The organism is Nonomuraea cavernae (genome assembly GCF_040655715.1).
Taxonomy (GTDB): Bacteria; Actinomycetota; Actinomycetes; order Streptosporangiales; family Streptosporangiaceae; genus Nonomuraea; species Nonomuraea cavernae_A.
The window spans coordinates 14,791-39,576 of sequence record NZ_JBFAKL010000045.1 but is presented as its reverse complement, the minus strand read 5'-3'; the positions used below and the strand labels follow the sequence as shown (position 1 = coordinate 39,576).

Below are 24,786 nucleotides of genomic sequence, written 5' to 3'. Positions count from 1 at the left end.
CTGCAGCCCCTCCAAGGCCGGCCACCTGTGCAAGGCCATCGCCGTCCTTCAAAATCACCGTGTCACACAGGCCGCCCGAGGGTGAAAAAGGTTCACTCTTCGAGGTCGTGCTCGCGCCGTTGAGCAGCGCCCTGGCCAGTCCCATTCCGGTGCCGCCCAGCGTGAGCGCCTTGGCCAGCAGCTCCTCCACGCCCTGCGCGCCGTTGAGCACCACCATGTGGTCCACGCCGCCGAACGCCTTCGCGCCCGCCTCGACGACCTCCGGCCAGCGCTCGGCCAGTTGCTGGGCGATGACCGCCTCCTGGTTCTCCGCGAGGGCCTGGGCCCTGGCCCTGATCGCCGCGGCCTCGGCCAGCCCTTTGGCCTGTCCAGGCCCTCGCCCCGGCGGCGTGCGCCGAGACCCGAGACGATCAGGGCTTCGTTCGGCTCGGCCACCCGCCAGACGGCCTTGAACAGCAGGATCAGCACGACGACGGCGACGAGGACGGCACCGCCGACGACGAACAACTCGGGGGACATCTAGGGCCTCCTTAGCCCAGCGCTCTGGCCACATAGACCGTCCGTGGCGGGAGGTACTCCACGACGACCACGATCGTCGCGAGGGGGATCTCCTCGTCGGGCACGGTCGGGTGGGCATAGAAGGCCTCGACGCCACCCCTGACCGCGATCATGACCTCGCCGACCAGACCAGGGCCGATCTTGCCGGTGACACGACCCTGCTTGCCGACCACTCGGACTCCCCCCGCCGCGATATTCCGGACGTTACTCCAAACGGGCAAAGGCGGTAATAGGTCACGTAAAAAGTTTCTCGAAAGGCTGCGCGGCGTAGTGCCGCATTTGCTCTCAGTCCTAATGCTCGTGGTATGAGCGACATCAACCCGCGTGAGGCGCGCGATCTCGGGATGAGCCGGACGATTTCGCGCCGTGACTTCTTCGACGGCGTCGCCATGACCGCCGGGGTCGCCACACTGGGCTCGCTCACGGGCTGTTCCGGCGACGGATCGCCGGGCGGCGCCGGGCCCGTCCAGCCGGGTGTGCGGGGCGACACCGCCGCCGCGCTCAGCGTGCCGCACGCGCTCCGCGACGACCGCTTCTGGCAGCACGCGGGCACCCCCGAGCCCACCGGCGAGACCTACGACCTGGTGGTGGTCGGCGGCGGCGTGAGCGGGGTGAGCGCGGCCCACGAGTGGCTGAGCCGCGACCCGGCCGCCCGCGTCCTCATCCTGGACAACCACGACGAACTCGGTGAGGAGCCGCGGATCGGCGCGGTCTCGGTATGGACCCCCGAGGGCAGGGAGTTGCTGGACCGGCTCGGCATCGCGGTGCGGGAGCCGGACGGCCGGCACTACCCCGGCCTCGGCATGTACGACAGCGTGCTGTGCGACCGGGAGACCTACCCGGTGGAGCGGCTGATCTGTTTCACCCCGGAGATCGAGGCCGAGCAGTGGGTGGGCCGGCTGCCGCTCGCCGACCGGGCCAGGAGGGACCTGCTCGCGCTCTACCGGGACCCGGCCGACTGGTTCCCCGGGCTGTCGCGGGAGCGGAAGCAGGAACGGCTCGCGAACCTCACCTACTCCGCCTTCCTGCTCGACGTCTGCGGGGCGCACCCCGACGTCGAGCGGTTCTGCCGGACCATGCCGAGCGCCGACTGGGCCTACGACGCGCGGGCGTTCGGCGCGATCGACGCCTGGGGCCGCGCGGACGGCTGGGAGTTCCCCGGGTTCCGGGGCCTGCGGCTGGATCGTGACAAGCCGTCCAGGTTCAACTCCCCCACCGTGCAGAAGGAGTGGGGCGAACCGCGCGTCCACTGCCTCCCGCAGCGCGGCCGGACGCTGGTGCGGACGATGCTGGCCCGGATGATCCCCGGCTTCACCGGCTCCCGCGACCACGAACCGGCCGACCGGCGGCGGCTGGACCTGCCCGCCAACCCGGTCCGGTTCCGGCTGTCGAGCCCGGTCGTCTCGGTGCGTCACGACGGCCCGCCGGACACCGCGTCGTCGGTCATCGTCGGCTACTTCGACGGTCACGCGGTCAGGACCGTCGGCGCGGGCTCGGTGATCATGGCCTGCTGGCACACGGTCATCCCCCACCTGGTCCCGGAGCTGCCGGACGACCAGAGGCGGGCGCTGCGTGAGGCGGTCAAGCAGCCGCTGCTCCAGGCGACCGTACGGCTCCGCGACGGGGAGGCGTGGCGGCGCGTCGGCGTCCACCGCACCCGCTGGACGGGCGCCTACTGGTGCCTGTCGGAGCTCGACCCCAGGGCCGACCCCGCCGGCCCGGTCACCGCGCGCCTGGTCGCGACGCCGTGCCGGTCGGAGCTGGGTCCCGCCGAGGGCGCGGTCGCGGGACGGCACGCGCTGCTCAGGACGCCGTACGACCACCTGGAATACACCGTCAGAGACCAGCTCGCCCGGCTGCTCGGACCCGGCGGCCTCGACCCGGCCACGGACATCGAGGCCATCACGATCGACCGGTGGGGCCACGCTCAGGCGCCCGAGTACTGCCGGCCGTGGCACGCCTTCTATCCCGACGGCCCGTTCCCGGCGGACCTCGCCCGCCGGCGCTTCGGCAGGATCGCGATCGCGGGCTCCGACGCGATCCCGGCCGCGCGCACCGACGCGGCCATCACCGCCGCCTGCCGCGCCGTCACGGAGCTGACGGCATGAACGCCCCGAGGCCGTGGCGGTGCGCGGTGGCGCGGCGGTCAGCCGGCCAGCGCGGCCAGGCTGGCCTGCCAGAGCCGCTCTGCCAGCTCCGGGTCCGACATCGAGGGCACCCGCTCGAATCTCCCACCGGAGTAGTAGCCGCCCGCGTGCTCGACGCCGTCGGGGTGGGTGGCCAGGTGCACCAATGGGCGCGCCCCGTGCTCGGGCGGCTTGGCGAAGCCCGGCAGCGCCAGGGCCAGCCGCATGAGCCGCGCGTCGCCGGCGAACCCGGTGCGGATCACGCCCGGGTGGAAGCAGGTCGCGGCCATCCCGTGGGCGGCCAGTGCGACGGTGAACAGCGCGTTGGCCTGCTTGGTGTCGCCGTACTGCAGCCAGCCGTTCCACCGGCGGCGCTCGCGCGACAGGTCGCCGGGATCGATCCGGCCGCTCTGCCCGGCCCTCGACGAGGTGGTGACCACCCGGTCCACCCGATCCGCCAGAGTATGCGTCAGCAGAAGCGGCGCGAGATGGTTGACCTGAACCATCAGCTCGTGCCCGTCCGGGGTCACCCGCCGGTCCGGGCTCATCACTCCCGCGTTGTTGACGAGCACCTCGATGCGCTCGTAACGCTCGCGCAGCAGGGCGGCCAGCCGGCGCACTTCGTCCAGCGAGCTGAAATCGCAGGTCACCACGTCGCCTTTGGGCCCGGTGAACCTGCCCGCCACGTCGTTCAGCCGGCTCTCGTCGCGCCCGACGAGAACGACCCGGTGGCCACGCCGCGAAAGCTCCTCTGCCGCTGCGGCACCGATCCCAGCACTTGCCCCAGTAATCACGCTAATCATCGCGTTCCTCCCACTGCGCCGGAACCCTATTCGGTGCTAGTCTCCTGTGCGATCTTCCGGAGGCGTATTTACACGAAATGTGGAAATATCCCTCGACTCCGAGGTTGGGACATGGGCTCGCAAAACCGGTCAATTCGGTTCAAGATCTTCTTATTACTCTTGCTACCCCTCCTGTCTCTGAGCGCGCTCTGGGGATTCGTGCTCAACCTCACCGTGGGCGACGGGCTGAGCCTGCTCCGGTCCAACACCGTCTACCAGACGGTCGGGGTCACCTCCACCGAGCTGGGATTACAGCTCCAGGCCGAGCGGGCCCGCTCCGTCGTGGCCGTCACCACACGTGATCTCACGGAAGACCTCGGCAAGCAGCGCGCGCTCACCGACACGTCCGTCACCGGCTTCCGGCGGGCCGCCGCCGAAGCCGGTGACGCGATCGGCGACGAGCTGCGCGGCCCGCTCCGCACCCTCGACCGCGAGCTCGCCCGCCTCGCCGCCATCCGGGGCGACATCGACAAGGGCCTCAGCTCCCGCCTGACCGCGCTGAACGAGTACAACCGCGTGCTCGACGCCCTCTTCCGCCTCTACGACCACCTGGTCCCCGTGCCCGACCTGGCGCTCTTCCAGCAGGCCTCGTCGCTGCAGACCATGGGCAACGCCCGGGAGATCGTCGCCAGGGAGCAGGCGCTCATCGGCGGCGCGCTCATCGACGGGCGGCTCACCCCGGACGAGGCCACCGCGCTCACCGAGTACGCCGCCACCCGCGGGTTCATGCACGCGCGCGGCCAGGCGGCACTCGACGTGGAGCTCCGCCGGCCGTACGAGCAGGTGTTCGCCGGCTCGGCCTTCCGGGACTTCACCCTGATGGAGGCGCGGATCGTCACCACCGGCGCGCCGCCGCCCGACGCCCGCGCCTGGAACGCGGCCGTCAGCCAGGTCATGGCCCAGCTCGACCGGCTCGGCGCCTCCTCCTCGCAGGTGGTCGCCGCCCGCGCCGCCGAGGCCGCCACCGCGACCCTCGTCCGGATCGGCGTCGCCGGCGGCCTCGGGCTCGCCGCGGTGCTCGCCTCGATCGTCATCTCGGTGCGCTTCGGCCGCCGCCTGTCCGCCGAGCTGGCCGAGCTGCGCTCGGCCGCGCTGGAACTGTCCGAGAAGCGGCTCCCCGGCATCGTCGACCGCCTGCGCCGGGGCGCGGACGTCAACGTCGAGAAGGAGGCCAAGCCGCTCAAGGTCAGCGGGTCGGCCGAGATCACCGACGTGGCCAGGGCCTTCGGCTCCGTGCAGCGCACCGCCGTACGGGCCGCCGTGGGGCAGGCCGCGCTGCGGCGCGGAGTCGGCCAGGTCTTCCTCAACCTCGCCCGGCGCAAGCAGGGGCTGCTGCTCCGCCAGCTGGCGCTGCTCGACAGCATGCAGCGCCGCACGCACGACCCCGACCGGCTGGAGGAGCTCTTCCGCCTCGACCACCTGACCACCCGCATGCGGCGGCACGCCGAGAGCCTGATCATCCTGTCCGGCGCCGCCCCCGGCCGCGCCTGGCGCAACCCGGTGCCGGTGCTGGACATCGTCCGGGCCGCGGTCGCCGAGGTCGAGGACTACACCCGCGTCGCCGTCGAGACCATGCCCGCCAGCGCCATCGACGGTGACGTCGCGGCCGACCTCACCCACCTGGTCGCCGAGCTGATCGAGAACGCCACCATCTACTCGCCGCCCACCACCATGGTCCAGGTCCGAGGCGACCTGGTGAGCAACGGCTACGCGATCGAGGTCGAGGACCGGGGGCTCGGGCTGTCGGAGGCGGAGTACGGAGCGTTCAACCGGCTGCTGGCCGATCCGCCCGAGTTCGACCTGGCCGACAGCGACCGGCTGGGCCTGTTCGTGGTGGCCAGACTGGCCGAGCGGCACGGCATCAGAGTGCTGCTGCGGCGCTCCCCGTTCGGCGGCACCACCGCGATCGCACTGGTGCCGCGCTCTCTGGTCAACAGCCAGCCGGCGCTGCCGCCCGCCGTCAAGGAGCCGTCGTCCGCGCCGCGCGGGCGTACGCTGCCCAGCCGTACGCGGAAGAAGGCCCTTGCCGTCGTGAGCGGCGGCACCCACGCCGGCCTGCCCACCCGGGTCCGGCAGGCGAGTCTCGCACCCCAGCTCCAGGCGAAGCCACCAGCCGAGCCTGAGCCCGAGCGAAAACCCGAACGCTCTCCCGACGAGATACGCGATCTGTTCTCCGCGTTCCAGCGGGGAACCCAGCGCGCACAAGAAAAAGCAACCGAAGAGGGGGAGGCATGAGCGTGCCGACGACCAACACAGGCGAGCTGAACTGGCTACTCGACGACCTGACGACCAGGGTCGCGGCGGTGCGCCAGGCGGTCATCCTGTCGACCGACGGCCTCGCGGTCGGCTACTCCAAGGGGCTGAGCCGCGAGGACGCCGAACACCTGTCGGCCGTGGCCGCCGGGTTCCAGAGCCTGGCCCGTGGCACGGGACGCCACTTCGGCGGCGGCGACGTCCGCCAGACCATCGTCGAGATGGAGTCGGCGTTCCTCTTCGTCACCGCGGCCGGACAGGGCACCTGCCTGGCCGTGCTCGCCGACGCGAACGTGGACGTCGGCCACATCGCCTACGAGATGGCGATGCTCGTCAAGCGCGTCGGGCAGCACATCTCGACCAATCCACGGACGACCACGCCATGACGGAGCCGGCGCAATGGCTGGATGAGGACGCGGGGCCGATCGTCCGGCCCTATGCTCTGATCCGCGGCCGTACGAGGTCCTCGGGGAAGATGCTCGATCTCATCGCGACCGTGAGCGCCATCGGCGACCCGCCGGACGGCCTCGGACCCGAGCAGCAGCTCATCCTGCGGGTGGCGTGTGAGCCGATCACGGTGGCCGATCTGGCCGTCGAGCTCGACCTGCCCATCGGAGTGGTCCGGGTGCTGCTCGGCGACCTGCTCGAGGGCGGTCTCATCTCGGTGAAGTCCCCCTCAGCGGCCCGGCCGCGTGCGAACGAGGGCATTCTCAAGGAAGTGATCAATGGACTCCGGGCTCTCTGAGGACCCCGTCGCGCTCAAGATCCTCATCGCCGGCGGCTTCGGCGTGGGCAAGACCACCCTGGTGGGGTCTATCAGCGAGATCAAGCCGCTGCGCACCGAAGAGGTGCTCTCCGACCGAGGCATCGGTGTGGACGACCTCGACGGCGTGGAGGCCAAGACGACCACGACGGTCGCGATGGACTTCGGCCGCATCACGATCCGCGAGGGCCTCGTCGTCTACCTGTTCGGCACTCCGGGGCAGGAGCGGTTCTGGTTCATGTGGGACGAGCTGTCCTACGGCGCGCTCGGCGCGGTCGTGATCGCCGACACCCGGCGGCTGACCGACTGCTTCCCCTCGGTCGACTACTTCGAGCAGCGCGGCACGCCCTTCGTGGTGGCCGTCAACTGCTTCGACGGCGCCGACCAGCACAGCGTCGACGACGTGCGGATCGCGCTCGACCTCGACACGGACGTGCCCGTGCTGCTGTGCGACGTGCGGCGGCGCACCTCGGCCAAGGAGGTCATGGTGACGCTGGTCGAGCACTCCCTCCGCACTCTGACCACGGCCGGCTAGAGGGCCTTGAGACCGTTGATCACCTCTCGGAGGAGGCTCTCCGTGGCCACGCCGGCCTTGGCGTGCGGCGGCCGTACGGTGACCAGCCCGTAGTCGATCAGGTCGCCGAGCAGCACCCTGATCACTCCCACCGGAAGGTTCATCTCGGCGGCCACCTCGACCACGGGCCTCGACTGCCCGGAGACCGAGCCGATCAGCCGCCGGTGCTGCGCGCTCAGCTCGGCCTTGGGCGGCATCGGCTCGGACGTCGCCGAGATGTGCGCGAGCAGGTCGATCGCCGGTGAGGAGGGCTTGGTGCGGCCGCGGGCGACCGCGTACGGCCGCACGACCGGCCCGGCCTCCTCGTCGACCCACTCGTCGGGCTCGCGGCTCACGATAGAGATCCCCCATCCTGATCGCTCTCCTGGCGCCCCCGCTGCCAGCCTGACTGTAGCGAGGAGAGCAGTGCCCTGGTCTCCTCGGGTGAGCGCTCCCGCACGGGCTCCACTGGCTCCACGAGCTCCGCGTGCTCGACGGGCTGCGGCTGCCTGAGCTGCTCGGGCAGGTTGGCCTGCCGGGTCCGGCGGGGCAGCCCCGAGTCGGAACGCGCCTCGGAGCCGCGCTTGGAGACCCGGACCCGGCGCGGGAGACCGCCTGCGGGCGGCGAGTGCTGAGCCAGCGGGTTCTGAACCTGCTGGTTCTGGGCCGACCGGTTCTGGCCCAGCCGGTTCTGGCCCGGCGGGTCGTCACGCACGACCGACACGGACACCGACTCCAGCTCGGGCAGCTCGATCGGCGGCGGCGGCAGCGCCTCGACCAGGGACGCCGGGACCAGCACGATCGCGGTGGTCCCGCCGTACGGCGACGGTTTGAGAGTCACGACGATGTCGTGCTTGGCCGCCAGCATGCCGACCACCGCGAACCCCAGCCGCTCGGTCTGCGACGGGTCGAAGTCGGGCGGGCTGGCCAGCCGCTCGTTGATGGCCTGGCGCATCTCGGGCGGCATGCCGAGGCCCCGGTCCTCGATCTCCACCGCGAAGCCCCTGCCGACGAGCTCGCCGCGGACCGACACCTCGTTGCCGGGCGAGGAGAACGAGGTGGCGTTCTCGATCAGCTCGGCGAACAGGTGCATCAGGTCGGCCACGGCGGCGCCCGACACGCCGCACTCGGGCATCGGATAGACGCGGACCCGGGTGTACTCCTCGACCTGGGCGGCGGCGCCGTTCAGCACGTCCTCGACCGGGATGGTGCCTCGCCAGCGGCGCCCCGCCACGCCGCCGGACAGCAGCACCAGTCCCTCGGCGTGGCGGCGCATGCGGGTGGTCAGGTGGTCGAGCTTGAACAGCCGCTCCAGCGCCTCGGGCTCCTCGGTGTCGCGCTGCATCTCGTCCAGGAGCCTGAGCTGGCGTTGCAGCAGCGACTGGCTGCGCCTGGCCAGGTTGCGCAGCGCCTCCGACACGCCCTGCCGCAACCTGGCCTGCTCGACCGCCGCGTCCACGGCGGTGCGCTGGACGCTGCCGAACGCGGTGGCCAGGTCGGCGACCTCGCTGGTGGCCCCGGTGGTCACCGCGATGGGCGGCGCCTCGGTCTGGACGTCGACGTTCTCGCCCTTGCGCAGTTTCGTCACGACGCTGGGCAACCGGACCTCGGCCAGGTCGAGCGCGGAACTCCGCAGGCCGGCCAGCTCGCCGGTGATGCGCCTGCCCACCCGGATGGACATGACGACCGAGAAGACGACCGCCAGCAGACCGAGCACGCCGGCGATGCCGGCCCGGAGGAGGATGGCGATCCCGGCCGGCTCCATCTTGGCGAGCAGGCGGTCGCCGCCGTCCCAGATGACCTGGGTGTAGTCCTTCATCACCGGGTCGGCCGTGCCGCGCCAGAGCTGCATGTCGACGGGCTTGCCGGAGATCGCCGACTCCAGGGCCCGCTCCATCGTGTTGTAGCGGGGGGTGGCGGCGAGCCGTTCGAACGGGGTCCGCAGGTCGGCGTCGAGGTTGGCCATGGCCTGCGGCCACAGGTGGGTCCGGGCGCCGTCGATGCCGGCGAGCTGGTGCACGTCGTGCATGGTCGCCCGGCCGTTCGCCGCGACGATCAGCGCGTGCTCCCGGCTCAGCAGCTCGCGGACCCCGTCGGCGGCGATCATGCCCTGCGCCTGCCGGGCCAGCTCGACGTCGCTGCTGACCGTGATCGTGGAGTAGAGCCGGTGCACGGCGTCGGGGATCGTCGCGTACTCGGTGATCAGGGTGCCCGCGTTGAGCCGGCCCGTGTCGACCAGCCGCCTGATCTCCGGCAACCGCTCGATCGCGGCCAGCGCCTCCTTCAGCCGGCCCTTCATCTCCGCCGTGAGGGCGTCCTGGACGTCCTCCGACAACGCCGACCGAGTCAGCCTCTGCCTGTTCAGGTCGGCCTTGGCCCGGGCGTCGGCCAGGGCTGCTCCGTCGGGGGCGGTGCCCGCGATGCGTTCGGCCGAGGCCAGCCGCTCCACCTGCAGCCGGGAGACCAGCCCGTCGGCGTCGTTGATCACGCCGGTCCAGATGGTCTGCACCTTGAGCAGGTTCAGCGCCTCACCGGAGGTGGTGGCGGCGGCGAAGCCCCACAGGGCGACCAGGGATACCAGGGGGACGACGAGCAGCGTCGAGATCTTGAATCTGATGGATCTGCCCGATGCCATGACACCTGCTCCCGGATAGAAGATCGCCGGAGAGAATAGCACCGAAACAGGCGGTCTTAAGATCTAGTAGCCAGAAACCTGTGATATGTCGTGAAATTCACTGCCTTACCGACAGACCGTATCCACCACAAGCGCACCAGCCATGCCGCCAGCACCCCCAGCAACGCCACCTCGGCCCCCAGCAGCAACCGCTCGACGAGCCCGATGAGCACCCGGTCGCCCGGCAGCGCCACATAGGTGATCGCCAGCACACCCAGCCCGCCGGCCAGCGCCAGCCACTCCACCACCCTGGCCACCGGCTTCCAGTCGGGATCGGCGGCCAGCCTCGGCACCAGCAGGGCCGCCGCCACCGGCAGGCTCACGAACGCCGCGACGGAAACGTACCGGTGGATCTGCGCGGTAAGGGTCAGGTCCGCACCGATCGGCGTGGTCGGGATGACCGCGGCGACGACCAGCGCCACCGACCACACCATCAACAGCCGCTCCGGCACCCCGCGGACCGGCGCCCCCGCCGCCCGCAACCCGCCCAGCAGCGCCAGCGAACCGAGCCCCAGCACCGCCATCGCGACCTCGGTGACGCCCCCGCGCTCGGCAACGGCGTATTCGCTCACGGTCACGTTCATCGGGTCGAGATAGGGGTCCGGCACCAGCTGCCCGACCACGATCGCGCCCACGGAGAACACGATCGCGACACAGGCGATAAGCGGGTAGAACCTTTTTACTGCGGTCATGACCGCATTTTGTAGCTTTCGCGCCCCTGATCCATCAGGCCTCGCCCCTGACCCCACCCTGAGATGTCCACTAGGGCTTTCCACCACCTTTTACGGCACAGCCAAGGAAGGCCCACCCGCCGCACCTGGCGGGCGGCCTCCAGGGAGACGCCCGCTGACCCGCACATGGCGGGCCGCCGCCACGCCGTCCTGTGGGCCGGGGCTTCCGGCTCAGCGACTCACGTCGTCGAAGAACGGAGGCGGGCGGCGGCGTAGAGGGCGCGGATTGTCGGCTCGGCCGCGGCCTCATAGCGGGCCGGCTCGTCGATGGACCAGTGGACGTCCTCGTCGAGCAGCCGGGCGGCCTGGTAGGCAGCGCCATCGGCGACGTACTCGCCCGGCGTGAGCGCCAGAACCGGTAGGCCGAAGACGGTGGGGGCGATGCGGCGAACCGCCTCCGAGCGGGCGCCGCCCCCGATCAGCAGGATGCGCTCGGGCGTCAGGGCGAGCGCGTCGAGCGCGTCGGCGAGGCCGCACAGCAGGCCCTCGATCGAGGCCCGAGCCAGGTGGGCGGGGGTCGCGGTGGCGAGGGTCAGGCCGTGGATCGAGCCGGTGGCGGTCGGCAGGTTGGGGGTGCGCTCCCCCTCCAGGTAAGGCACCAGCGTGAGCCCCCCGGCCCCCGGCGGAGCCTGGAGCGCCAGCTCGCCGAGCCGGTCGAGGTCGACCCCGGTGAGCCGGGCGGCGGCGTCCATGACGCGGGCGGCGTTGAGCGTGCACACCAGGGGCAGGAAGCGCCCGGTGGCGTCGGCGAACCCGGCGACCGCGCCGCTCGGGTCGGCGCTCGGCACGTCGGACACCGCGAACACGGTGCCGGAGGTGCCGATCGACACGACGACGTCGCCGGGCCGCGCGCCCACGCCGAGCGCGGCGGCCATGTTGTCTCCGGTGCCGGGCGCGAGGCGGAGGGGACTCCCCGGCGCGGCGTCCGCCACCGGGCCCAGCACCCGGGGCAGCAGCGGGACCGAACCGAAGGCGGCCTTCAGCAGGTCGAGACGGTAGTCGCCGGCGGCCGGAGACCAGTAGCCGGTGCCCGAGGCGTCGCCCCTGTCGGTGGTCAGCCGGTCGAGGGCGGGCGGCGGCGCGTCGGCCCAGGCCGCCCGGGGCAGGTCGAGCGCGCCCGCCAGCCTCCAGGTGAGCCAGTCGTGCGGCAGGCACACCGCCGCGGTGCGGCGCGCGTGCTCGGGCTCGTGCTCGGCCAGCCAGCGCAGCTTGGTCACCGTGAAGGACGCCACCGGCACGCTGCCGACCGCGTCGGCCCACGCCACCGGGCCGCCCAGCTCGGCGACCAGCGCGGCGGCGGCCCCGGCGGAGCGGGTGTCGTTCCAGAGCAGCGCGTCGCGCACGACGTCGCCCGACTCGTCGAGGCAGACCATGCCGTGCTGCTGCCCTGCCACGCTGATCGCGGCGACGTCGTCGAGCCCGCCCGCCTCGTCGACGGCCCGCAGCAACGCGGCCCACCAGTGGGACGGGTGGACTTCGGTGCCGCCGGGATGGGCGGCCCGGCCCTGGCGCACGAGCCGGCCGGAGGCGGCGTCACGGATGACGACCTTGCAACTCTGCGTCGACGAGTCGACTCCTGCGACGAGAGTCACGCGCGCCTGCCGGACAGAACACCGCGAACGGCGTCAATATTGGACATGCCTCGATGCTCCACGAGCGGCCGCCGCATCACAAGCCCGAGGGATCACGCCCCACGCTGATCTCCTCGGCGATCCGGCGGATCTCCCGCACCTCAAGACCGGGCGCCGCGGGCAGCTGGCTCAGCAACGCGTCCATCACCAGGTGGACGGGCTGGCCCGCCAACCGGCCCGCGATCCCGTGGACCGTCCTGAACAGCACCTCATCCGTGTCGTGCATCCCCGTCTCCTTGTTCGACGCCCGGAGGTTTCTACTCCCAGAGGGTTCAACTCCCGAGGGTTCAACTCCCGGAGGTTCAACTCCCGGAGGTTCAACTCCCGGAGAACCGTACGGCCTCGCGCCGACAGTTTCCGCGCTATCGCTCCAGCGTGTTCCGGACGGTCGCGCAGATCTCGTCCAGTGCGCGTACCTGATCGGGGGTGAGCGCGTCGAACAGGCTGCGCCGGACCTCCGCCACGTGACCCGGCGCGGCGGCGGCGATGGCGGCGAAGCCGTCGTCGGTGAGCACGGCGATGTTGCCGCGCCGGTCCTCGGGGCAGCGGTCGCGGCGCACCCAGCCGCGCTCCTCCAGCCGAGCCACCGCATGGGACAGGCGGCTCTGCGAGCTCTGCGCCCGCGCGGCCAGCTCGCTCATCCGCATCCGGCGCTCCGGCGCCTCGGAGAGCGCCACCAGGATCATGTAGTAGGCGTGCGGCATCGCCGCGTCGCGCTGCAGCTGGCGGTCGAGCGCTTCGTTCACCAACTGCGTGGCGGTCAGGAAGTTACGCCAGGTGCGCTGCTCGTCCGCGTCCAGCCATCGGGTCATGCTGTCAATTTACTTGAACTCTCATATACTTGGCGGTGATACCAGGGAAAGGGGTTCCTCATGCCGATCCAACGGCTCAACCACGCGGTCCTCTACGTGCGCGACGTGGAGCGCAGCGTCACCTTCTACCGCGAGGCCCTGGGCTTCGAGGTCGTCATGGGCATGCGCGGCGCCGCCTTCCTGCAGGCTTCCGGCTCGACCAACGACCACGACCTGGGCCTGTTCGAGATCGGCGCCCAGGCCGCGCCGTCCCCGGCCGGCCGCGGCTCGGTCGGCCTCTACCACCTGGCCTGGGAGGTCGACACGCTCGACGAGCTGGAGCGCATCGCGACCAAGCTCGGCGAGCTCGGCGCCCTGGTCGGCGCGTCCGACCACGCCACCACCAAGGCCCTCTACGCGCAGGACCCCGACGGCCTGGAGTTCGAGGTCTCGTGGCTGGTCCCCGCCGCCCTGCTCACCGAAGACGTGCTCACGGCCCGCACCACCATCCGGCCGCTCGACCTCGCCGCCGACAGGCAGAGGTACGGCGGGCAGACCCGTGGCGGCGTGGGGGTCTCGATCCCCGCGTAGTTCTCCCCGGGCCGGATCACGCCTGGTTCGCGCGGTACCGTGGCCTTGTCGGACTCCTTCGTCCTGGAGAAAACGGCCATGCCGAGCGACCCTGACCACGTGCTCGACGCCATCGACGGCGTCGTCGACGAATGGGAGGCGCTGAGCGCCGACGCCATGCGCTGGGCGCCTCCGGAGAGAAAAGAGGCAGACCTGCTGAGCGAGGTCACCGAGATCTTCAGCCCGCTCGCCAACGCGCTCACCGAGGCGTTCCGCCCACTGGGCGACGCCCTGACCCGCGCCCTCGACCACCTCGCCGCCGACGACGATCAGTAGTCATGACCTCACGGCGTGCAGCCTTTCCGGCTCTTGGGGCGTGTGGTCCGTCCACTGCCTGCCGAAGGTCATCCGCTTCAGCGGCTCGGCCGCGTCGCACGCGCGAAACCAGCCTTTGGCCACGCTCCTGACGAGCGTGTTGTCCGAGACGATGAGGTCGGAGATCCGGCGGGACATCTGAACGGCGCGGAAGCCGTAGTCGCGCATCTCCTTCTCGTACGCGGCGACGGCGGGCACGAGGGCCTCCTCCCCGCGACACACCGCCGCGAGACGGCTCGACAGCAGGGCGGCGTCGCGGAGCGCGACGTTCGCGCCGAACCCCATGACGGGGGTCATGCTGTGGACGGAGTCGCCGAGCAGGGTGACGGGCGTGCTCGGCCACGCGGAGATCGGGGTCGACGTCTTGAACGGCATGAGCTGGACGGTGGCGGGGTCGGCCTCGGCGATCATCCGGCGGACATCGGGGTGCCAGCCGCCCGTCATGTCCGCGACCAGCCGCTTCAGGTCCTCGCCGGCCAAGGCGGGGGCGTTCGGCGGGTACGCCCGCCGGTGGGCGATGAAGGCCAGGAGGACGTAGTCCTCCATCTCGTCCACCAGCGATCTGATGTCGAGCCCGAACGGGGCCAGGCCGGGGTCGAGGGCGAGCTCATCCGCGCCGCCGCGGGCCGACGCGCGTCGCTTGGCCGTGAAGGACGCCGTGAACAGGGCGCATCGCCGGGCAGGGAAGACGACGTTCAGGCCGGCCTGGAAATGGGCGGGCACCCATCGCCGGGTCGCTTCGGTCAGGGGCAGACGCGCGCCGACCGCGACCGCGCCGGTGAGCACGCGATCAACGCCAGGCAGGTATTGGCCGCGCACCGCGGAGTTCGCGCCGTCCGCGCCGACCAGCACGTCGGCGGTCGCTGAGGTCCCGTCGGCGAAGTGAGCCGTGACGCGGCCGTCCGGCCTGGTCTCGTAGCGCTCGAACGTCTTGCCGAACCGGACGACGTCCCGTATGCCCGCGAGCAGCAGTTCGCGCAGCACCGCGCGACTGGCCGCGTAGTGGGCATCGGCGGGCTCCGTGGCACCGCCGGTCATAACGTCCTCGTCGACGAACACGAGTTCCTCCAGCCGTTCGGTCTGGAAGCGGAAGCCCGGCCCCGGGTGTCCGGCGGTGCCGACGAAGGCCTCCCAGAGCGGTGTGGGCAGGCACTGGCGGAGAGAGCGGCTGCCGAGCTGGTTGACGTGGATGCGATATCCCCGCACCCAGTCGCGCGGGTCCTCGTTGCGCTCGTAGACCTGGACGCGCACACCGGCGCCACTCAGCGCCTGTGCCAGACACAGCCCGCCTATGCCGCCACCGATCACCATGACCTCGATGCCGGATGCGGCGATGGCTCTCATCTCACTCATCCTCTCCCCGTTCCACGATGCCGGCCGGGGTCACGGACAGCGCTTTCAGCAGGCCCTCGTGCCAGGTGACCTCGGTCTCCAGGCGCATGAGCGTGTGATCGAACCCGTGCGTCTCCAAGGGGGTGAGGTAGGGGGCGGCCACTTCCTTGAGCCGTCTCCACTCCTCCAGCTTGGTGGTCAGCGCTCCCAGGCGATCTCTGATCGTCGAGGCCAAGATCGGGGTGGGGACGTCCTCGCTGAGCTGGAGGGCCAGGTCGACGGGGTCGGGGGCCAGCTTGGTGTCGCGCAGGGCCGCGTCACGAAGCGACTCCAGCTCAAGACGGCCGTCCTCGGTGATCTCGTAGATCGTGCGCGCGGGCAGGTTCCCTTCCTGCTCGGTGCGCACCTCTTCGATCAGGCCTTCCCCGGCCATCCTGTGCAGGGCGCCATACAGGGAGCCGACCTTGATGTCGGTCCACAGCTCGGTGTGGTCCTTCTGCGCGCTCTGCCTGATCTGGTGCCCGTACATGGCCCCTCTCCTGGCGAGCGTGCCCAGGATGAAAACTCGTACGCTACTCACACGAGTACTCAAACACGAGTAGTCGCATGCAGTCAATCCCAGGATGCGGCACTAACGGGCCGGAACTCGCAGGTGCTCGGCGATCGCGGCGGTCATAGGGGTGACCGTGGGCAGCAGGGGCTCGCTGAAGTAACCCGGCTTGTGCGTACGCAGCAGCAACTCGCCACTGCGTTCCCAGTCGAACCCCCTCCGGTTGAGCAGCCCGGCGAACACCGCGCCCGCCTTCACCGGATCCCGCACGGCCAGTCGCTCGATCGGCACCGGCGAGACGGACTCGTCCCGCAGGTAGGTGGTCAGCAGCTCGCGGTATTGGCGCCTGACGATCAGCCGGGGGTCCTCGAACAGCTCCTCCAGCCTGCCGAAGTCCACGTGGTAGCCGAGCCCTTCCAGCTCGTCGAAGATCAGAGCCACCGTGTCGGCCGACGTCACGCGCTCGGGCAGCTCCAGCGCCTCCGGCGGAGCCCCGCCCAGCCGCGCCGACTGGTGGATCAGGTAGGCCCGCATCAACGCGGCCACGTCCCCGCCCTCCAGCACGACCAGGTCGGTGCCGAAGTAGCCGACGAAGCACCGGTGCTGCTCCCGTTGCACCTCACGGGCCTGGGCCAGCAACACCGGGTTGCGGAACGCCCACGCCGGATTGGCCAGCGCCACGTGCGCGGCCACGGACACCAGCGTCTCGCGCGCCTCGGCGGGATGCACCGCCGGAGTGCCACTGATCAGCCAGTCGGCCCCGAGCGGGATCAGCCTGCCCACCAGGTGCATGCCCGGCGTCAACGGCTCGAAGGCGGCCTCGCCCAGGTTGGAGAACGCCCGGTAGACCAGCTCGTCGACCAGGTTGAACAGCAGCACGGCCGCCCCGTCGACCACCCGCACCTCGAACACGCCCTCGACCACGGTCTTCCAGCTCAGCAGCAGCTCGACGTCGGACCGGTCGAGCCCCGCCCGCTCGGCCACGAAGCGGTCCACGACCGTCTCCCCCGACGACAGCCGGTGCTGGTGGGCGAAGAAGTCGACGGGCAGGAAGGCGGCGGCCTCGTCCGCCGGCAGGCCGTCCGCGTAGAACCGGTCGAGCACCGCGCCCAGCTCACGGCCGAACCTGCCCGACGTGGCGAAGTGGACCAGCTCGGCCTTCAACTCGACGGCCCGCGCAACCTTGCTCATCATCACTCCTCGTGTCCGGAGTGACACTAACCGTCCACGCTTGACTAGCGAAGCCAGTTCGCCCAATTCGGCGGCGACCGTGGACCGGTCTACGGTTCGAGCGCCGAGTGGCGGCGGCTGTAGGCGAAGTAGATGATGAGGCCCAGCGCGAACCAGACCGCGAAGCGGAGCCAGGTGACCGGGTCGAGGAAGGTGATCAGCCAGAGCGAGAAGATCACCCCGACGGCCGGCACGACCGGCATCAACGGTGTGCGAAACTCCCTCGGCAGGTCGGGGCGGCGGTAACGGAGCACGATCACCGCCACGCACACCACCACGAAGGCCAGCAGGATCCCGATGTTGGTCAGCTCGGCGGCCTCCCGGATGGGCAGGAACCCGGCGATCAGCGCCGAGCCGATGCCCACGATCCAGGTGACGCGCGTGGGCACCCGGCGTACGGGATGCAGCTTGGCGAACCAGATCGGCAGCAGCCCGTCGCGGCTCATGGAGAACCAGACCCGGGTGACGCCGAGCATGAAGGTGAACATCACGGTCAGAATGCCGACAATGGCGCCGACCGCGATCACGGACGCCAGCCCGGACAGGCCGACCGAGGCGAAGGCCGAGGAGAACCCGCTCTCCGGGTCGATCTCCCGGTAGTTCTGCATGCCGGTGAGCACGAGCGTGGCCAGCACGTAGAGGACCATCGAGATGATCAGTGAATAGATGATCGCCTTGGGCATGTGACGGCGGGCGTCCTTGGACTCCTCGGCCGCGGTGCTCATCGCGTCGTAGCCGAAGACGGCGAAGAACACGGTGGCCGCGCCGGTGATGGCCCCGCTGATGCCGAACGGGAAGAACGGGATGTAGTTGGCGGTGTTGACGTAGAAGAAGCCGACCACGATCACCAGGAGCACCACGGCCACCTTGATCGCGACCACGATCGTCTCGAACCTGGCCGCCGTCTTGATGCCGAGGTTGAGCAGGTAGGCGATCAGCAGGCACAGGATCACCGCGAACAGGTCGACCACGTGCCCGTCGCCGGTGCCCGGCGCGCCGAGCATCCAGGAGGGCAGGGAGAAGCCGAGGTTCTGGACGAGAAAGCCGAAATAGCCTGAGATGCCGATGCCCACGACCGCGACGATGGCGGTGTATTCGAGCAGCAGGTCCCAGCCGATGAACCAGCCCACGATCTCGCCGAGGACCGCGTAGCCGTACGTGTAGGCCGATCCGGCCTTCGGGATCATCCCGGCGAACTCCGCGTAGGAGAAGGCCGCCGCCGCGCTGGCCACCCCGGCGATCAGGAACGACAGGATCACGGCCGGGCCGGCCGTCTGGTTGGCGACCGCGCCGGCGAGGGCGAAGATGCCCGCCCCGATGATGCCGCCGACGCCGATCGCGGTGAGCTGCCACAGACCGAGTGTCCGCTCCAGCTCTCCCTCGTGCTCGCCGGCGATCTGCTCAACCGGTTTGCGGCGGAAGATGCTCCGCGAAGCAGCCATTACGGCCTCCTGACCACCTGTCGTACCCTGCAGCTCCCCCTTCCCACCTGCGTCTTTTCCTATGCGAAGGCTCAGCCGCCCCTCGCTGGTCACCGCCCGGAGGGTGCCAGGTCCGGCCTCCGGACGGAATCCGGAATCAGGCGAAATATCCGTGAAGCCACCACGGTTGTACGCCGCATAGCGAGGTGACTGCCCCCAACCGGCTCCTCTTGGTCCACCGCGAAAGGCTTGTTCCCCATGGCTCTTCCCCTCTCGATCCTTGACCTGGCGCACATCGGCGAGGGAGAGACGGCGGGCGACAGCCTGCGGGCCAGCGTGACCCTGGCGCAACGCGCCGAGGAGTGGGGCTACCGGCGGATCTGGTACGCGGAGCACCACAACATGCCCACCATCGCGTCCTCGGCGACCAGCGTCCTCATCGCCCACGTGGCGGCACACACCCGGACGATCCGCCTCGGAGCGGGCGGCGTCATGCTGCCCAACCACTCACCGCTGACGATCGCCGAGCAGTTCGGCACCCTCGAATCGCTGCACCCCGGCCGCATCGACCTGGGCCTCGGCCGGGCTCCGGGCAGCGACCAGCAGACGATGCGGGCGCTGCGCCGCGGCCCGGCGTCGGCCGACGGCTTCCCGCAGGACGTCCTGGAGCTGCAGGGCTACCTGACGGGCGAGTCGCGGATCCCGGGCGTCGACGCGACGCCGGGCAAGGGCACCGACGTGCCGCTGTACATCCTCGGCTCCTCCCTGTTCGGCGCCGGTCTCGCCGCCGCCCTCGGGCTGCCGTACGCGTTCGCCTCCCACTTCGCGCCGAACGCGCTGGAGGAGGCCGTCGCGCTCTACCGCCGCGAGTTCAAGCCGTCGAGACAGCTCGATCACCCGTACGTGATGGCCGGGGTCAACGTCATCGCGGCCGACACCGCGGCCGAGGCGCAGGAGCAGTTCCTGGCCACGAAGCGGAGCCGGGTCGGCCTGCTGCTCGGCCGGGGCCGGAAGTTCACGCCGGAGGAGGCCGACCACATCCTCGAATCACCGGCGGGACGGCAAATCCTCCAGATGACCACCTACTCCGCCGTCGGCACCCCGGCCGAGGTGACCGACTACCTCGACCGGTTCGCAGAACAGGCCCAGGCCGACGAGCTGATCGTCGTCTCCTCCGCCCCCGACCGGAAGGCCTGGCTGCGGTCGTTCGAGCTGCTCGCGCAGGCCCGTGACCAGCACGCCGCCGTCAACGAGATGCCGGTCCGGCCCGTCGAGCAGGAGGAGTAAACGTACTTGCCGCCGCATGTAGAGACGCGGCCGGCCGGTCCGACCCAGTCACACGAGGTGCCTCACAGGCACGAACGGTGACCGAGGAAGGACTCCATCATGCAACACGCGCCTTCGGCCGAGACCGGCCGGCGGGCAGGCTGGCGGGAGTGGGCCGGGCTGGCCGTGCTGATCCTGCCGACCCTGCTGGTGGCCCTGGACATCGGCGTGCTGTTCCTGGCACTGCCGCATCTGAGCGCCGACCTGGGAGCGAGCGGCACCGAGCAGCTCTGGATCACCGACGTCTACGGGTTCATGGTCGCCGGGTTCCTGATCACCATGGGCACCCTGGGCGACCGCGTCGGCAGGCGCAGGCTGCTGCTGATCGGGGCCGCCGCGTTCACCGCCGCGTCCATCCTGGCGGCGTACTCGACCAGCGCCGAGATGCTGATCGTGGCGCGGGCCCTGCTCGGCGTCGCGGGGGCCACGCTGGCGCCCTCGACGCTGGCGTTGATCAGCAACATGTTCCGCGACGAGCGCCAGCGGGGCGTCGCGATCTCCTTCTGGGCGACCAGCCAGTTCGGCGGCGCCGCTCTCGGGCCGGTCGTCGGCGGGCTGATGCTGGAGCACTTCTGGTGGGGATCGGTCTTCCTGCTGGGTGTGCCGGTGATGTGCGTGCTGCTGGTGGCCGGCCCGCTCCTGCTGCCGGAGTACCGCAGCCCGAAAGCCGGTCGGCTCGACCTCGCCAGCGTCGCCCTGTCGCTGGGCACCGTCCTGCCCGTCGTCTACGGCATCAAGGAACTGGCGGCGGGCGACGCGGGCGCGCCGGCCGCCGGGGCCATCGCGGTGGGGCTCGCCCTGGGCGTGGTGTTCGTCCGCCGGCAGTTCCGGCTGGAGGATCCGCTGCTGAACCTGTCGCTGTTCGCGCTGCCCGCCATCCGGGCCGCGCTGCCCGCCATGCTGATCGCCTCCGCCGCGCTGGCCGGCACCGGCCTGCTGTCCACCCAGTACGTGCAGAGCGTGATCGGGCTCGGCCCCGGCGAGGCCGGTCTGTGGCAGGCGCCCACGGGCCTCGGCATCGCGGCGGGCACCCTGCTCGCCCCGCTGGCGCTGCGCCGGCTGAAGCCCGTCACGACGATGGTGGCCGGCCTCTCGCTGTCGGCGGTGGCGTTGCTCCTGCTCGTCCAGGCGGGCGCCGACTCGCTCGTGCCCGTGGTGGTGGGCGCCGCGATCGCGGCGTTCGGCGTGGGACCGCTGTTCGTGCTGGGCACCGGCCTGGTCGTCGGATCCGCCCCGCCGGAAAAGGCCGGATCGGCGGCATCGCTGTCGGAGACCAGCAACATGTTCGGCTCCACGCTCGGCCTGGCCGTGCTGGGCAGCGTCGGGGCGGCCGTCTACCGGCAGCAGATGACCGGCCAGGACGCCGCCCACGAGACCGCCGCCCGGGAGAACATCGCCACCGCCACGGCCTTGGCCGAACGGCTGCCCGCGGGCGCTGGCGACGACCTGCTCCGCGCCGCCGGCGAAGCCTTCACCACGGCGGTGAACACGGTGGCCGGGGTCGGCGTCGTCATCTTCGTCATCCTCGCCGTCACGCTCCGGCTGGCCCTGCGCCGGGGCATGACCGATGTCTGAGACGTCGTCAGAGGATGTCGAGAGCGCGAACCGGACTCCGACTCCTCTGTGACCGGCTGCGAAACTGTGGCAGCCCCCGCTGTGACCTTGTGATCGGCTGTGCCCCCATCCAGGAGAGAAAACGATGAACACCCTGACAGTGCCCGGCGCGACCCTGCACTACGAGGTCGACGGTTCCGGGCCCGTGCTGTTGCTGATCTGCGGCGGGGTCTACGACGCCGCCGGCTACGCCGCCCTGGCCAGGCAGCTGTCCGACCGCTACACGGTGGTGAGGTACGACCGGCGCGGCAACTCGCGCAGCCCGCTCGACGGGCCGCCGGAGCCCCAGAGCATCGAGGTCCACGGTGACGACGCGCATCGCGTGCTGTCGGCGGTGGGCGTCACGGCGGCGGCGCCCGCGCACGTCTTCGGCAACAGCTCCGGCGGGATGATCGGCCTGGAGCTGGCCGGCCGCCATCCCGAGCAGGTGCGCACCGTGGTGGTCCACGAGCCACCCCTGTTCGAGCTGCTGCCCGACCGCGACCACTGGCGTGCGGTCATGCGGGACGTGGAGGAGGCCTTCCACAAGAAGGGGGCCGAGGCCGCGGGCCAGATCCTCAACGAGAGCCTTCAGATGAGCGGCGGCGAGCCGACGGCGGGCGCCGAGCCTGAGGAGGGCGCCGGGCGCATCCCGGGAGGCGGGACGGCGAGCGAGCCCGACCCGGAGACGATGGCGATGATGGCACGCCTCGGCGGGAACATGGAGTTCTTCATCGGCTACGAGGTGCCGCCGTTCTCCAGGTACGTCCCCGACCTCGACACGCTGCGGGCGTCCGACGTGCGAGTGCTCCCCGCCGTGGGCGTCGCCTCGAACGGCGAGCCGCCCTACCAGGCCGCCGTCGCCCTGGCCGAGCGGCTGGGCACCCCGGCCGCCGACTTCCCCGGCGACCACGGCGGGTTCGGCTCCCATCCGGAGGAGTTCGCCGCCCGGCTCCACGAAAGTCTCCAGGCGAACTGACGCGCGGGTGTCGAACTCGACGGCACCTGCTTCTGGGTCGGCGGCTCGGGCGAGTCCGTGACCGCCACCCGCACGTTCCGCGACGGCGTGGCGGGCAATCGGAAGGAGCCCGCCGGTGACGGAGAACGACAGGGGCGGTCCGTTCGGCGCCGTGATCACCAACGACGGAGAGATCATCGCCCGCGGGCAGAACCGCGTCCTGCCCTGCCCGATGTGCATGAGCGCCATCTACTGGTCGCGCATCGACTCGGTGCACTTCAGCAGCGACCTGGAGGCGACCAGGAAGATCGCTTTCGACGACGCCTACCAGGCGTGGACGAGCAAGCCCGACCGCCACCCCTACTGAATCAAGCCCCTGATCCGTTTCGGCCGACGTCAGTCTTTGAGCTCGCTGGAGACCTTGCTCGTGGCCGGCGGCTTGATCGAGACCTTGGCACCCCAGCCGGTGTAGCGGGTCTCGGTCACGACCGTCTTCTCGTCCCAGGCGGGGATGTTCGCGAGGTCAGCGGCCAGCCACGAGGTGGTCAGCCTGCTCGGCAGGCCCCTGCGGTCGACCTTGAGGGTGTAGGTGATGGTGGCCTCGTTCGGACGCGTCATCCCCATCGTCTCCCTGAACCACGGAGAGATGTCGGAGAGCCGGTCGAAGGTGATCGTGCCGCGGTAGGAGAAGCCGCTGCGCTTGCCGTGCTTCACCAGCGCCGCCAGCGTGGTGGGCTCGAGCGGGCTCACCAGCTGGCCGAACCAGCTGCTCACGGTCCCCACGTTGTACATGCTGTAGGTCTTGTACCAGGTCTTGCCCTTCGGGAGGTTCTCGGCCAGGATCCCGCCCGACCGCCAGGCGTCCTTGCCGATCAGAATCGACCGCTCGGGCTTGGTGATGTGCCCATCGAACAGCGGCGAGACGAACGTGCCCCGTACGTCCGAGGCGACGATGCCCTTCTTGCCGAACTGGACGACTCCGGTGCGGCGGACCAGCGGGTCCTTGTTGATGCTGCCGACGAACGAGCTCGCGTCGGTGAAGCGGACGCCGTGCCCGGCGACGAGCTGCGCCTTGAGCGCCGAGACGGGATTCTTGGCGGCGCCCTCCGCGGTCACCGACACGGCCTGCGCGGGTAACGACACGAGGAGCGCGGCCGCACCGGCCACAAAAGTGATCATGATTTTCACGAGGCATGATTCTGCTGGAAAAGGATCACGATCGCATGTCGTTATCGTCCCTTCACCGGCGAGTTCACGGACTTGCGACGGCTGAAGGCCTCGTCCAACCGCAAGCTATGACAGATCGGGCGGCACTAGCATGAGTGCCATGCATCCGCCCCCCTCGTACACCCCATGGAACCGACCACCCCCACCCGTACCCCACGGGGCGCAGGCGCATCTCATCCTCGACGTGAAGCGGCACTGGCTCGGCTTCATGCTGGCCATGATCACACCCATGATCGTCATCAACGGCCACCCGATGCCAGGCAGATGGGGCCGCAACACGGTCCCGCTTCCGCCCGGCCAGCATCACCTTCACCTCCATCTGCCCTATATCCTCCCCACGCAGATCGGTCCTGCGGACGCGACGGTCTGGCTCCAGCCCGGCATGCCACTCGAACTCGAATACCGCGCCCCCCTGTGGACCTACGCCCGCGGCGCCCTCGGCCCGGCTCCACAGCCCTGGAACGGCAAGGGGTGCGTCATCGCTCTACTGGCGATCATCGGCGCGCTGATCCTGCTGATGCTGGCCGTCGTCGCGCTGGTCTCGCTCGGCTAGGCAGCCGCGCCCTGCGCGCCAACCCCGGTGATCCTCTCCGATCGCAGTATCAGGCGCGGTCGAGGATCGCTCCGGCCACGGTGTCGACGAACCAGTGCTGATAACTCTCGACGCTCCAGCCGCGCTGACGTACGAGCCAGTCGTAGTTGCGGACGTCCATGGCCAGCCAGAGGACATCGGCCACGCTGTCGGCGTCATGGCCGGGGCGGAGCCGGCCGGTGGTGGCGAGGTCGGCGGCCAGCATGCCCATGCCGCGCCGGCGTTCCTCGGCGTTCTTGCGCCAGATGGCGGCGGCGTCCGGGTCGGCGGTCGCGGCCCCGGCCAGCGCGATCATCACATCGGCCTGACGGACGTGGATTTCGGTGAGGTGCCGGGCGTATCTCGCGAGCTTGGCCACCGGGTCGGCGAGTGCCGTGATCTCGGCGACGAAGGGCCGGTCGGGCAGGCTCAGCGGCTCGTCGTCGCCGGCGATGGTGACGTCGACCAATTCCGACAGCAACTGGCGTTTACTGCCGAACACCGCATACACCGTCTGGATCGCGACCCCCGCCTCGGCGGCCACGGCGGTCAGCGGTGTCGCGGCGTAGCCGGGATCGACGAACAGTTTGGCCGCGGCGTCGAGGATCGCCCGCCGGGTCTGGCGGGCCTGATCCTGCCTCCGCGCCGACTGGTATCGCCTCTTGACAGCCACGCTCGCAGTGTAGTGCTCTATTAGATGGAGTTTTACTC

27 protein-coding genes are annotated in these 24,786 nt (G+C 70.6%); 12 read left to right on the top strand and 15 right to left on the bottom strand.

Features of this window, described 5'->3' with window-relative positions:
- Both AB0I38_RS39090 and AB0I38_RS39085 read right to left on the bottom strand, forming a co-directional pair.
- A partial coding sequence (locus AB0I38_RS39090) for a flotillin domain-containing protein (RefSeq protein WP_358495110.1) occupies positions 1-553 on the bottom strand: 553 nt, incomplete at its 3' end.
- Positions 531-731, bottom strand: a complete 201-nt coding sequence (locus AB0I38_RS39085; protein WP_358495103.1) for a hypothetical protein — start codon at positions 729-731, stop codon at positions 531-533. The genes AB0I38_RS39085 and AB0I38_RS39090, both read right to left, overlap by 23 nt.
- A 132-nt stretch (positions 732-863) precedes the next feature.
- Here AB0I38_RS39085 and AB0I38_RS39080 point away from each other — a divergent pair, with 132 nt between their 5' ends.
- Positions 864-2,666, top strand: coding sequence for a hypothetical protein (locus tag AB0I38_RS39080; RefSeq protein WP_358495102.1), 1,803 nt, complete (start codon positions 864-866; stop codon positions 2,664-2,666).
- 38 nt (positions 2,667-2,704) lie between these two features.
- On the opposite strand, the gene AB0I38_RS39075 is transcribed toward AB0I38_RS39080, so the two are convergent.
- Positions 2,705-3,487, bottom strand: coding sequence for an SDR family NAD(P)-dependent oxidoreductase (locus tag AB0I38_RS39075; protein ID WP_358495099.1), 783 nt, complete (start codon positions 3,485-3,487; stop codon positions 2,705-2,707).
- A gap of 159 nt (positions 3,488-3,646) precedes the next feature.
- On the opposite strand from AB0I38_RS39075, the gene AB0I38_RS39070 reads away from it, so the two are divergent.
- The 4 genes from AB0I38_RS39070 to AB0I38_RS39055 are packed head-to-tail and all read left to right on the top strand — an operon-like array spanning position 3,647 to position 7,077.
- Positions 3,647-5,761 carry a sensor histidine kinase gene (locus tag AB0I38_RS39070; RefSeq protein WP_358495096.1) on the top strand — a complete coding sequence of 705 codons (2,115 nt, stop codon included), beginning with the start codon at positions 3,647-3,649 and terminating at the stop codon, positions 5,759-5,761.
- On the top strand, positions 5,758-6,165 hold the full coding sequence (locus AB0I38_RS39065; RefSeq protein WP_358495093.1) for a roadblock/LC7 domain-containing protein: 408 nt from the start codon (positions 5,758-5,760) through the stop codon (positions 6,163-6,165). Before AB0I38_RS39070 ends, AB0I38_RS39065 begins: the two co-directional genes overlap by 4 nt.
- On the top strand, positions 6,162-6,524 hold the full coding sequence (locus AB0I38_RS39060; protein WP_358495089.1) for a DUF742 domain-containing protein: 363 nt from the start codon (positions 6,162-6,164) through the stop codon (positions 6,522-6,524). Before AB0I38_RS39065 ends, AB0I38_RS39060 begins: the two co-directional genes overlap by 4 nt.
- On the top strand, positions 6,505-7,077 hold the full coding sequence (locus AB0I38_RS39055; protein WP_358495086.1) for a GTP-binding protein: 573 nt from the start codon (positions 6,505-6,507) through the stop codon (positions 7,075-7,077). Before AB0I38_RS39060 ends, AB0I38_RS39055 begins: the two co-directional genes overlap by 20 nt.
- Here AB0I38_RS39055 and AB0I38_RS39050 read toward each other — a convergent pair.
- From AB0I38_RS39050 to AB0I38_RS39025, 6 genes are all read right to left on the bottom strand, one after another.
- Positions 7,074-7,451: a DUF742 domain-containing protein gene (locus AB0I38_RS39050; RefSeq protein WP_358495083.1), complete on the bottom strand. Its 378-nt coding sequence runs from the start codon at positions 7,449-7,451 to the stop codon at positions 7,074-7,076. The two genes, AB0I38_RS39055 and AB0I38_RS39050, sit on opposite strands and share 4 nt — an antisense overlap.
- A complete protein-coding gene (locus AB0I38_RS39045; protein ID WP_358495080.1) occupies positions 7,448-9,730 on the bottom strand; it encodes a sensor histidine kinase in 2,283 nt (760 codons plus the stop codon). Before AB0I38_RS39045 ends, AB0I38_RS39050 begins: the two co-directional genes overlap by 4 nt.
- A 56-nt stretch (positions 9,731-9,786) precedes the next feature.
- Positions 9,787-10,461: a DUF998 domain-containing protein gene (locus AB0I38_RS39040; protein WP_358495077.1), complete on the bottom strand. Its 675-nt coding sequence runs from the start codon at positions 10,459-10,461 to the stop codon at positions 9,787-9,789.
- Positions 10,462-10,679: 218 nt separating this feature from the next.
- On the bottom strand, positions 10,680-12,092 hold the full coding sequence (locus tag AB0I38_RS39035; RefSeq protein ID WP_358495073.1) for a xylulokinase: 1,413 nt from the start codon (positions 12,090-12,092) through the stop codon (positions 10,680-10,682).
- 76 nt (positions 12,093-12,168) lie between these two features.
- A complete protein-coding gene (locus AB0I38_RS39030) occupies positions 12,169-12,357 on the bottom strand; it encodes a hypothetical protein (protein WP_358495070.1) in 189 nt (62 codons plus the stop codon).
- Positions 12,358-12,493: 136 nt separating this feature from the next.
- The gene (locus tag AB0I38_RS39025) at positions 12,494-12,943 is read right to left on the bottom strand and encodes a MarR family winged helix-turn-helix transcriptional regulator (RefSeq protein ID WP_358495065.1); all 450 of its coding nucleotides are present in this window, start codon (positions 12,941-12,943) and stop codon (positions 12,494-12,496) included.
- A gap of 60 nt (positions 12,944-13,003) precedes the next feature.
- Between AB0I38_RS39025 and AB0I38_RS39020 the strand changes: the two genes are divergently transcribed.
- Both AB0I38_RS39020 and AB0I38_RS39015 read left to right on the top strand, forming a co-directional pair.
- Entirely contained in the window at positions 13,004-13,513 is a 510-nt protein-coding gene (locus AB0I38_RS39020; RefSeq protein ID WP_358495059.1) for a VOC family protein, read from the top strand.
- Positions 13,514-13,591: 78 nt separating this feature from the next.
- Positions 13,592-13,828: a hypothetical protein gene (locus AB0I38_RS39015; RefSeq protein WP_189127893.1), complete on the top strand. Its 237-nt coding sequence runs from the start codon at positions 13,592-13,594 to the stop codon at positions 13,826-13,828.
- Here the strand turns inward: AB0I38_RS39015 and AB0I38_RS39010 are convergent, their stop codons facing one another.
- The 4 genes from AB0I38_RS39010 to AB0I38_RS38995 all read right to left on the bottom strand — a co-directional run bounded on the left by AB0I38_RS39010 (position 13,829) and on the right by AB0I38_RS38995 (position 18,421).
- Positions 13,829-15,220 carry an FAD-dependent oxidoreductase gene (locus tag AB0I38_RS39010; RefSeq protein ID WP_358495054.1) on the bottom strand — a complete coding sequence of 464 codons (1,392 nt, stop codon included), beginning with the start codon at positions 15,218-15,220 and terminating at the stop codon, positions 13,829-13,831.
- On the bottom strand, positions 15,213-15,779 hold the full coding sequence (locus AB0I38_RS39005) for a PadR family transcriptional regulator (protein WP_358495050.1): 567 nt from the start codon (positions 15,777-15,779) through the stop codon (positions 15,213-15,215). The genes AB0I38_RS39010 and AB0I38_RS39005 overlap by 8 nt, the downstream gene beginning before the upstream one ends.
- A 51-nt stretch (positions 15,780-15,830) precedes the next feature.
- The gene (locus AB0I38_RS39000) at positions 15,831-16,943 is read right to left on the bottom strand and encodes a hypothetical protein (RefSeq protein WP_358495046.1); all 1,113 of its coding nucleotides are present in this window, start codon (positions 16,941-16,943) and stop codon (positions 15,831-15,833) included.
- A gap of 86 nt (positions 16,944-17,029) precedes the next feature.
- A complete protein-coding gene (locus tag AB0I38_RS38995) occupies positions 17,030-18,421 on the bottom strand; it encodes an amino acid permease (protein ID WP_358495042.1) in 1,392 nt (463 codons plus the stop codon).
- Between the two features lie 237 nt (positions 18,422-18,658).
- On the opposite strand from AB0I38_RS38995, the gene AB0I38_RS38990 reads away from it, so the two are divergent.
- The 4 genes from AB0I38_RS38990 (at position 18,659) to AB0I38_RS38975 (ending at position 22,644) form a co-directional block, all read left to right on the top strand.
- Positions 18,659-19,687 (top strand): LLM class flavin-dependent oxidoreductase, encoded by a 1,029-nt coding sequence (locus tag AB0I38_RS38990; protein WP_358495036.1) that lies wholly within the window; start codon positions 18,659-18,661, stop codon positions 19,685-19,687.
- 99 nt (positions 19,688-19,786) lie between these two features.
- Positions 19,787-21,301: an MFS transporter gene (locus tag AB0I38_RS38985; RefSeq protein ID WP_358495032.1), complete on the top strand. Its 1,515-nt coding sequence runs from the start codon at positions 19,787-19,789 to the stop codon at positions 21,299-21,301.
- A 124-nt stretch (positions 21,302-21,425) separates the two neighbouring features.
- Positions 21,426-22,298: an alpha/beta fold hydrolase gene (locus AB0I38_RS38980; RefSeq protein ID WP_358495028.1), complete on the top strand. Its 873-nt coding sequence runs from the start codon at positions 21,426-21,428 to the stop codon at positions 22,296-22,298.
- A gap of 115 nt (positions 22,299-22,413) precedes the next feature.
- A complete protein-coding gene (locus AB0I38_RS38975) occupies positions 22,414-22,644 on the top strand; it encodes a hypothetical protein (protein ID WP_358495019.1) in 231 nt (76 codons plus the stop codon).
- Between the two features lie 29 nt (positions 22,645-22,673).
- Here AB0I38_RS38975 and AB0I38_RS38970 read toward each other — a convergent pair whose 3' ends face one another.
- Positions 22,674-23,456, bottom strand: coding sequence for a hypothetical protein (locus AB0I38_RS38970; protein WP_358495016.1), 783 nt, complete (start codon positions 23,454-23,456; stop codon positions 22,674-22,676).
- A 232-nt stretch (positions 23,457-23,688) separates the two neighbouring features.
- On the opposite strand from AB0I38_RS38970, the gene AB0I38_RS38965 reads away from it, so the two are divergent.
- Positions 23,689-24,057: a hypothetical protein gene (locus AB0I38_RS38965; protein WP_358495013.1), complete on the top strand. Its 369-nt coding sequence runs from the start codon at positions 23,689-23,691 to the stop codon at positions 24,055-24,057.
- Positions 24,058-24,106: 49 nt separating this feature from the next.
- Here the strand turns inward: AB0I38_RS38965 and AB0I38_RS38960 are convergent, their stop codons facing one another.
- Positions 24,107-24,748, bottom strand: a complete 642-nt coding sequence (locus AB0I38_RS38960) for a TetR/AcrR family transcriptional regulator (RefSeq protein WP_358495007.1) — start codon at positions 24,746-24,748, stop codon at positions 24,107-24,109.
- Positions 24,749-24,786: the final 38 nt, after the last annotated feature.

Bases quoted from the DNA above. Each gene is read 5' to 3' on its own strand.
- AB0I38_RS39020 (WP_358495059.1), top strand. From the start codon at position 13,004: ATGCCGATCCAACGGCTCAACCACGCGGTCCTCTACGTGCGCGACGTG.
- AB0I38_RS39015 (WP_189127893.1), top strand. From the start codon at position 13,592: ATGCCGAGCGACCCTGACCACGTGCTCGACGCCATCGACGGCGTCGTC.
- AB0I38_RS39055 (WP_358495086.1), top strand. From the start codon at position 6,505: ATGGACTCCGGGCTCTCTGAGGACCCCGTCGCGCTCAAGATCCTCATC.
- AB0I38_RS38970 (WP_358495016.1), bottom strand. From the start codon at position 23,456: ATGATCACTTTTGTGGCCGGTGCGGCCGCGCTCCTCGTGTCGTTACCC.
- AB0I38_RS39030 (WP_358495070.1), bottom strand. From the start codon at position 12,357: ATGCACGACACGGATGAGGTGCTGTTCAGGACGGTCCACGGGATCGCG.
- AB0I38_RS39075 (WP_358495099.1), bottom strand. From the start codon at position 3,487: ATGATTAGCGTGATTACTGGGGCAAGTGCTGGGATCGGTGCCGCAGCG.
- AB0I38_RS39080 (WP_358495102.1), top strand. From the start codon at position 864: ATGAGCGACATCAACCCGCGTGAGGCGCGCGATCTCGGGATGAGCCGG.
- AB0I38_RS39060 (WP_358495089.1), top strand. From the start codon at position 6,162: ATGACGGAGCCGGCGCAATGGCTGGATGAGGACGCGGGGCCGATCGTC.
- AB0I38_RS39040 (WP_358495077.1), bottom strand. From the start codon at position 10,461: ATGACCGCAGTAAAAAGGTTCTACCCGCTTATCGCCTGTGTCGCGATC.
- AB0I38_RS39065 (WP_358495093.1), top strand. From the start codon at position 5,758: ATGAGCGTGCCGACGACCAACACAGGCGAGCTGAACTGGCTACTCGAC.
- AB0I38_RS38985 (WP_358495032.1), top strand. From the start codon at position 19,787: ATGCAACACGCGCCTTCGGCCGAGACCGGCCGGCGGGCAGGCTGGCGG.
- AB0I38_RS39045 (WP_358495080.1), bottom strand. From the start codon at position 9,730: ATGGCATCGGGCAGATCCATCAGATTCAAGATCTCGACGCTGCTCGTC.
- AB0I38_RS39025 (WP_358495065.1), bottom strand. From the start codon at position 12,943: ATGACCCGATGGCTGGACGCGGACGAGCAGCGCACCTGGCGTAACTTC.
- AB0I38_RS38990 (WP_358495036.1), top strand. From the start codon at position 18,659: ATGGCTCTTCCCCTCTCGATCCTTGACCTGGCGCACATCGGCGAGGGA.
- AB0I38_RS38995 (WP_358495042.1), bottom strand. From the start codon at position 18,421: ATGGCTGCTTCGCGGAGCATCTTCCGCCGCAAACCGGTTGAGCAGATC.
- AB0I38_RS38980 (WP_358495028.1), top strand. From the start codon at position 21,426: ATGAACACCCTGACAGTGCCCGGCGCGACCCTGCACTACGAGGTCGAC.
- AB0I38_RS39010 (WP_358495054.1), bottom strand. From the start codon at position 15,220: ATGAGTGAGATGAGAGCCATCGCCGCATCCGGCATCGAGGTCATGGTG.
- AB0I38_RS39000 (WP_358495046.1), bottom strand. From the start codon at position 16,943: ATGATGAGCAAGGTTGCGCGGGCCGTCGAGTTGAAGGCCGAGCTGGTC.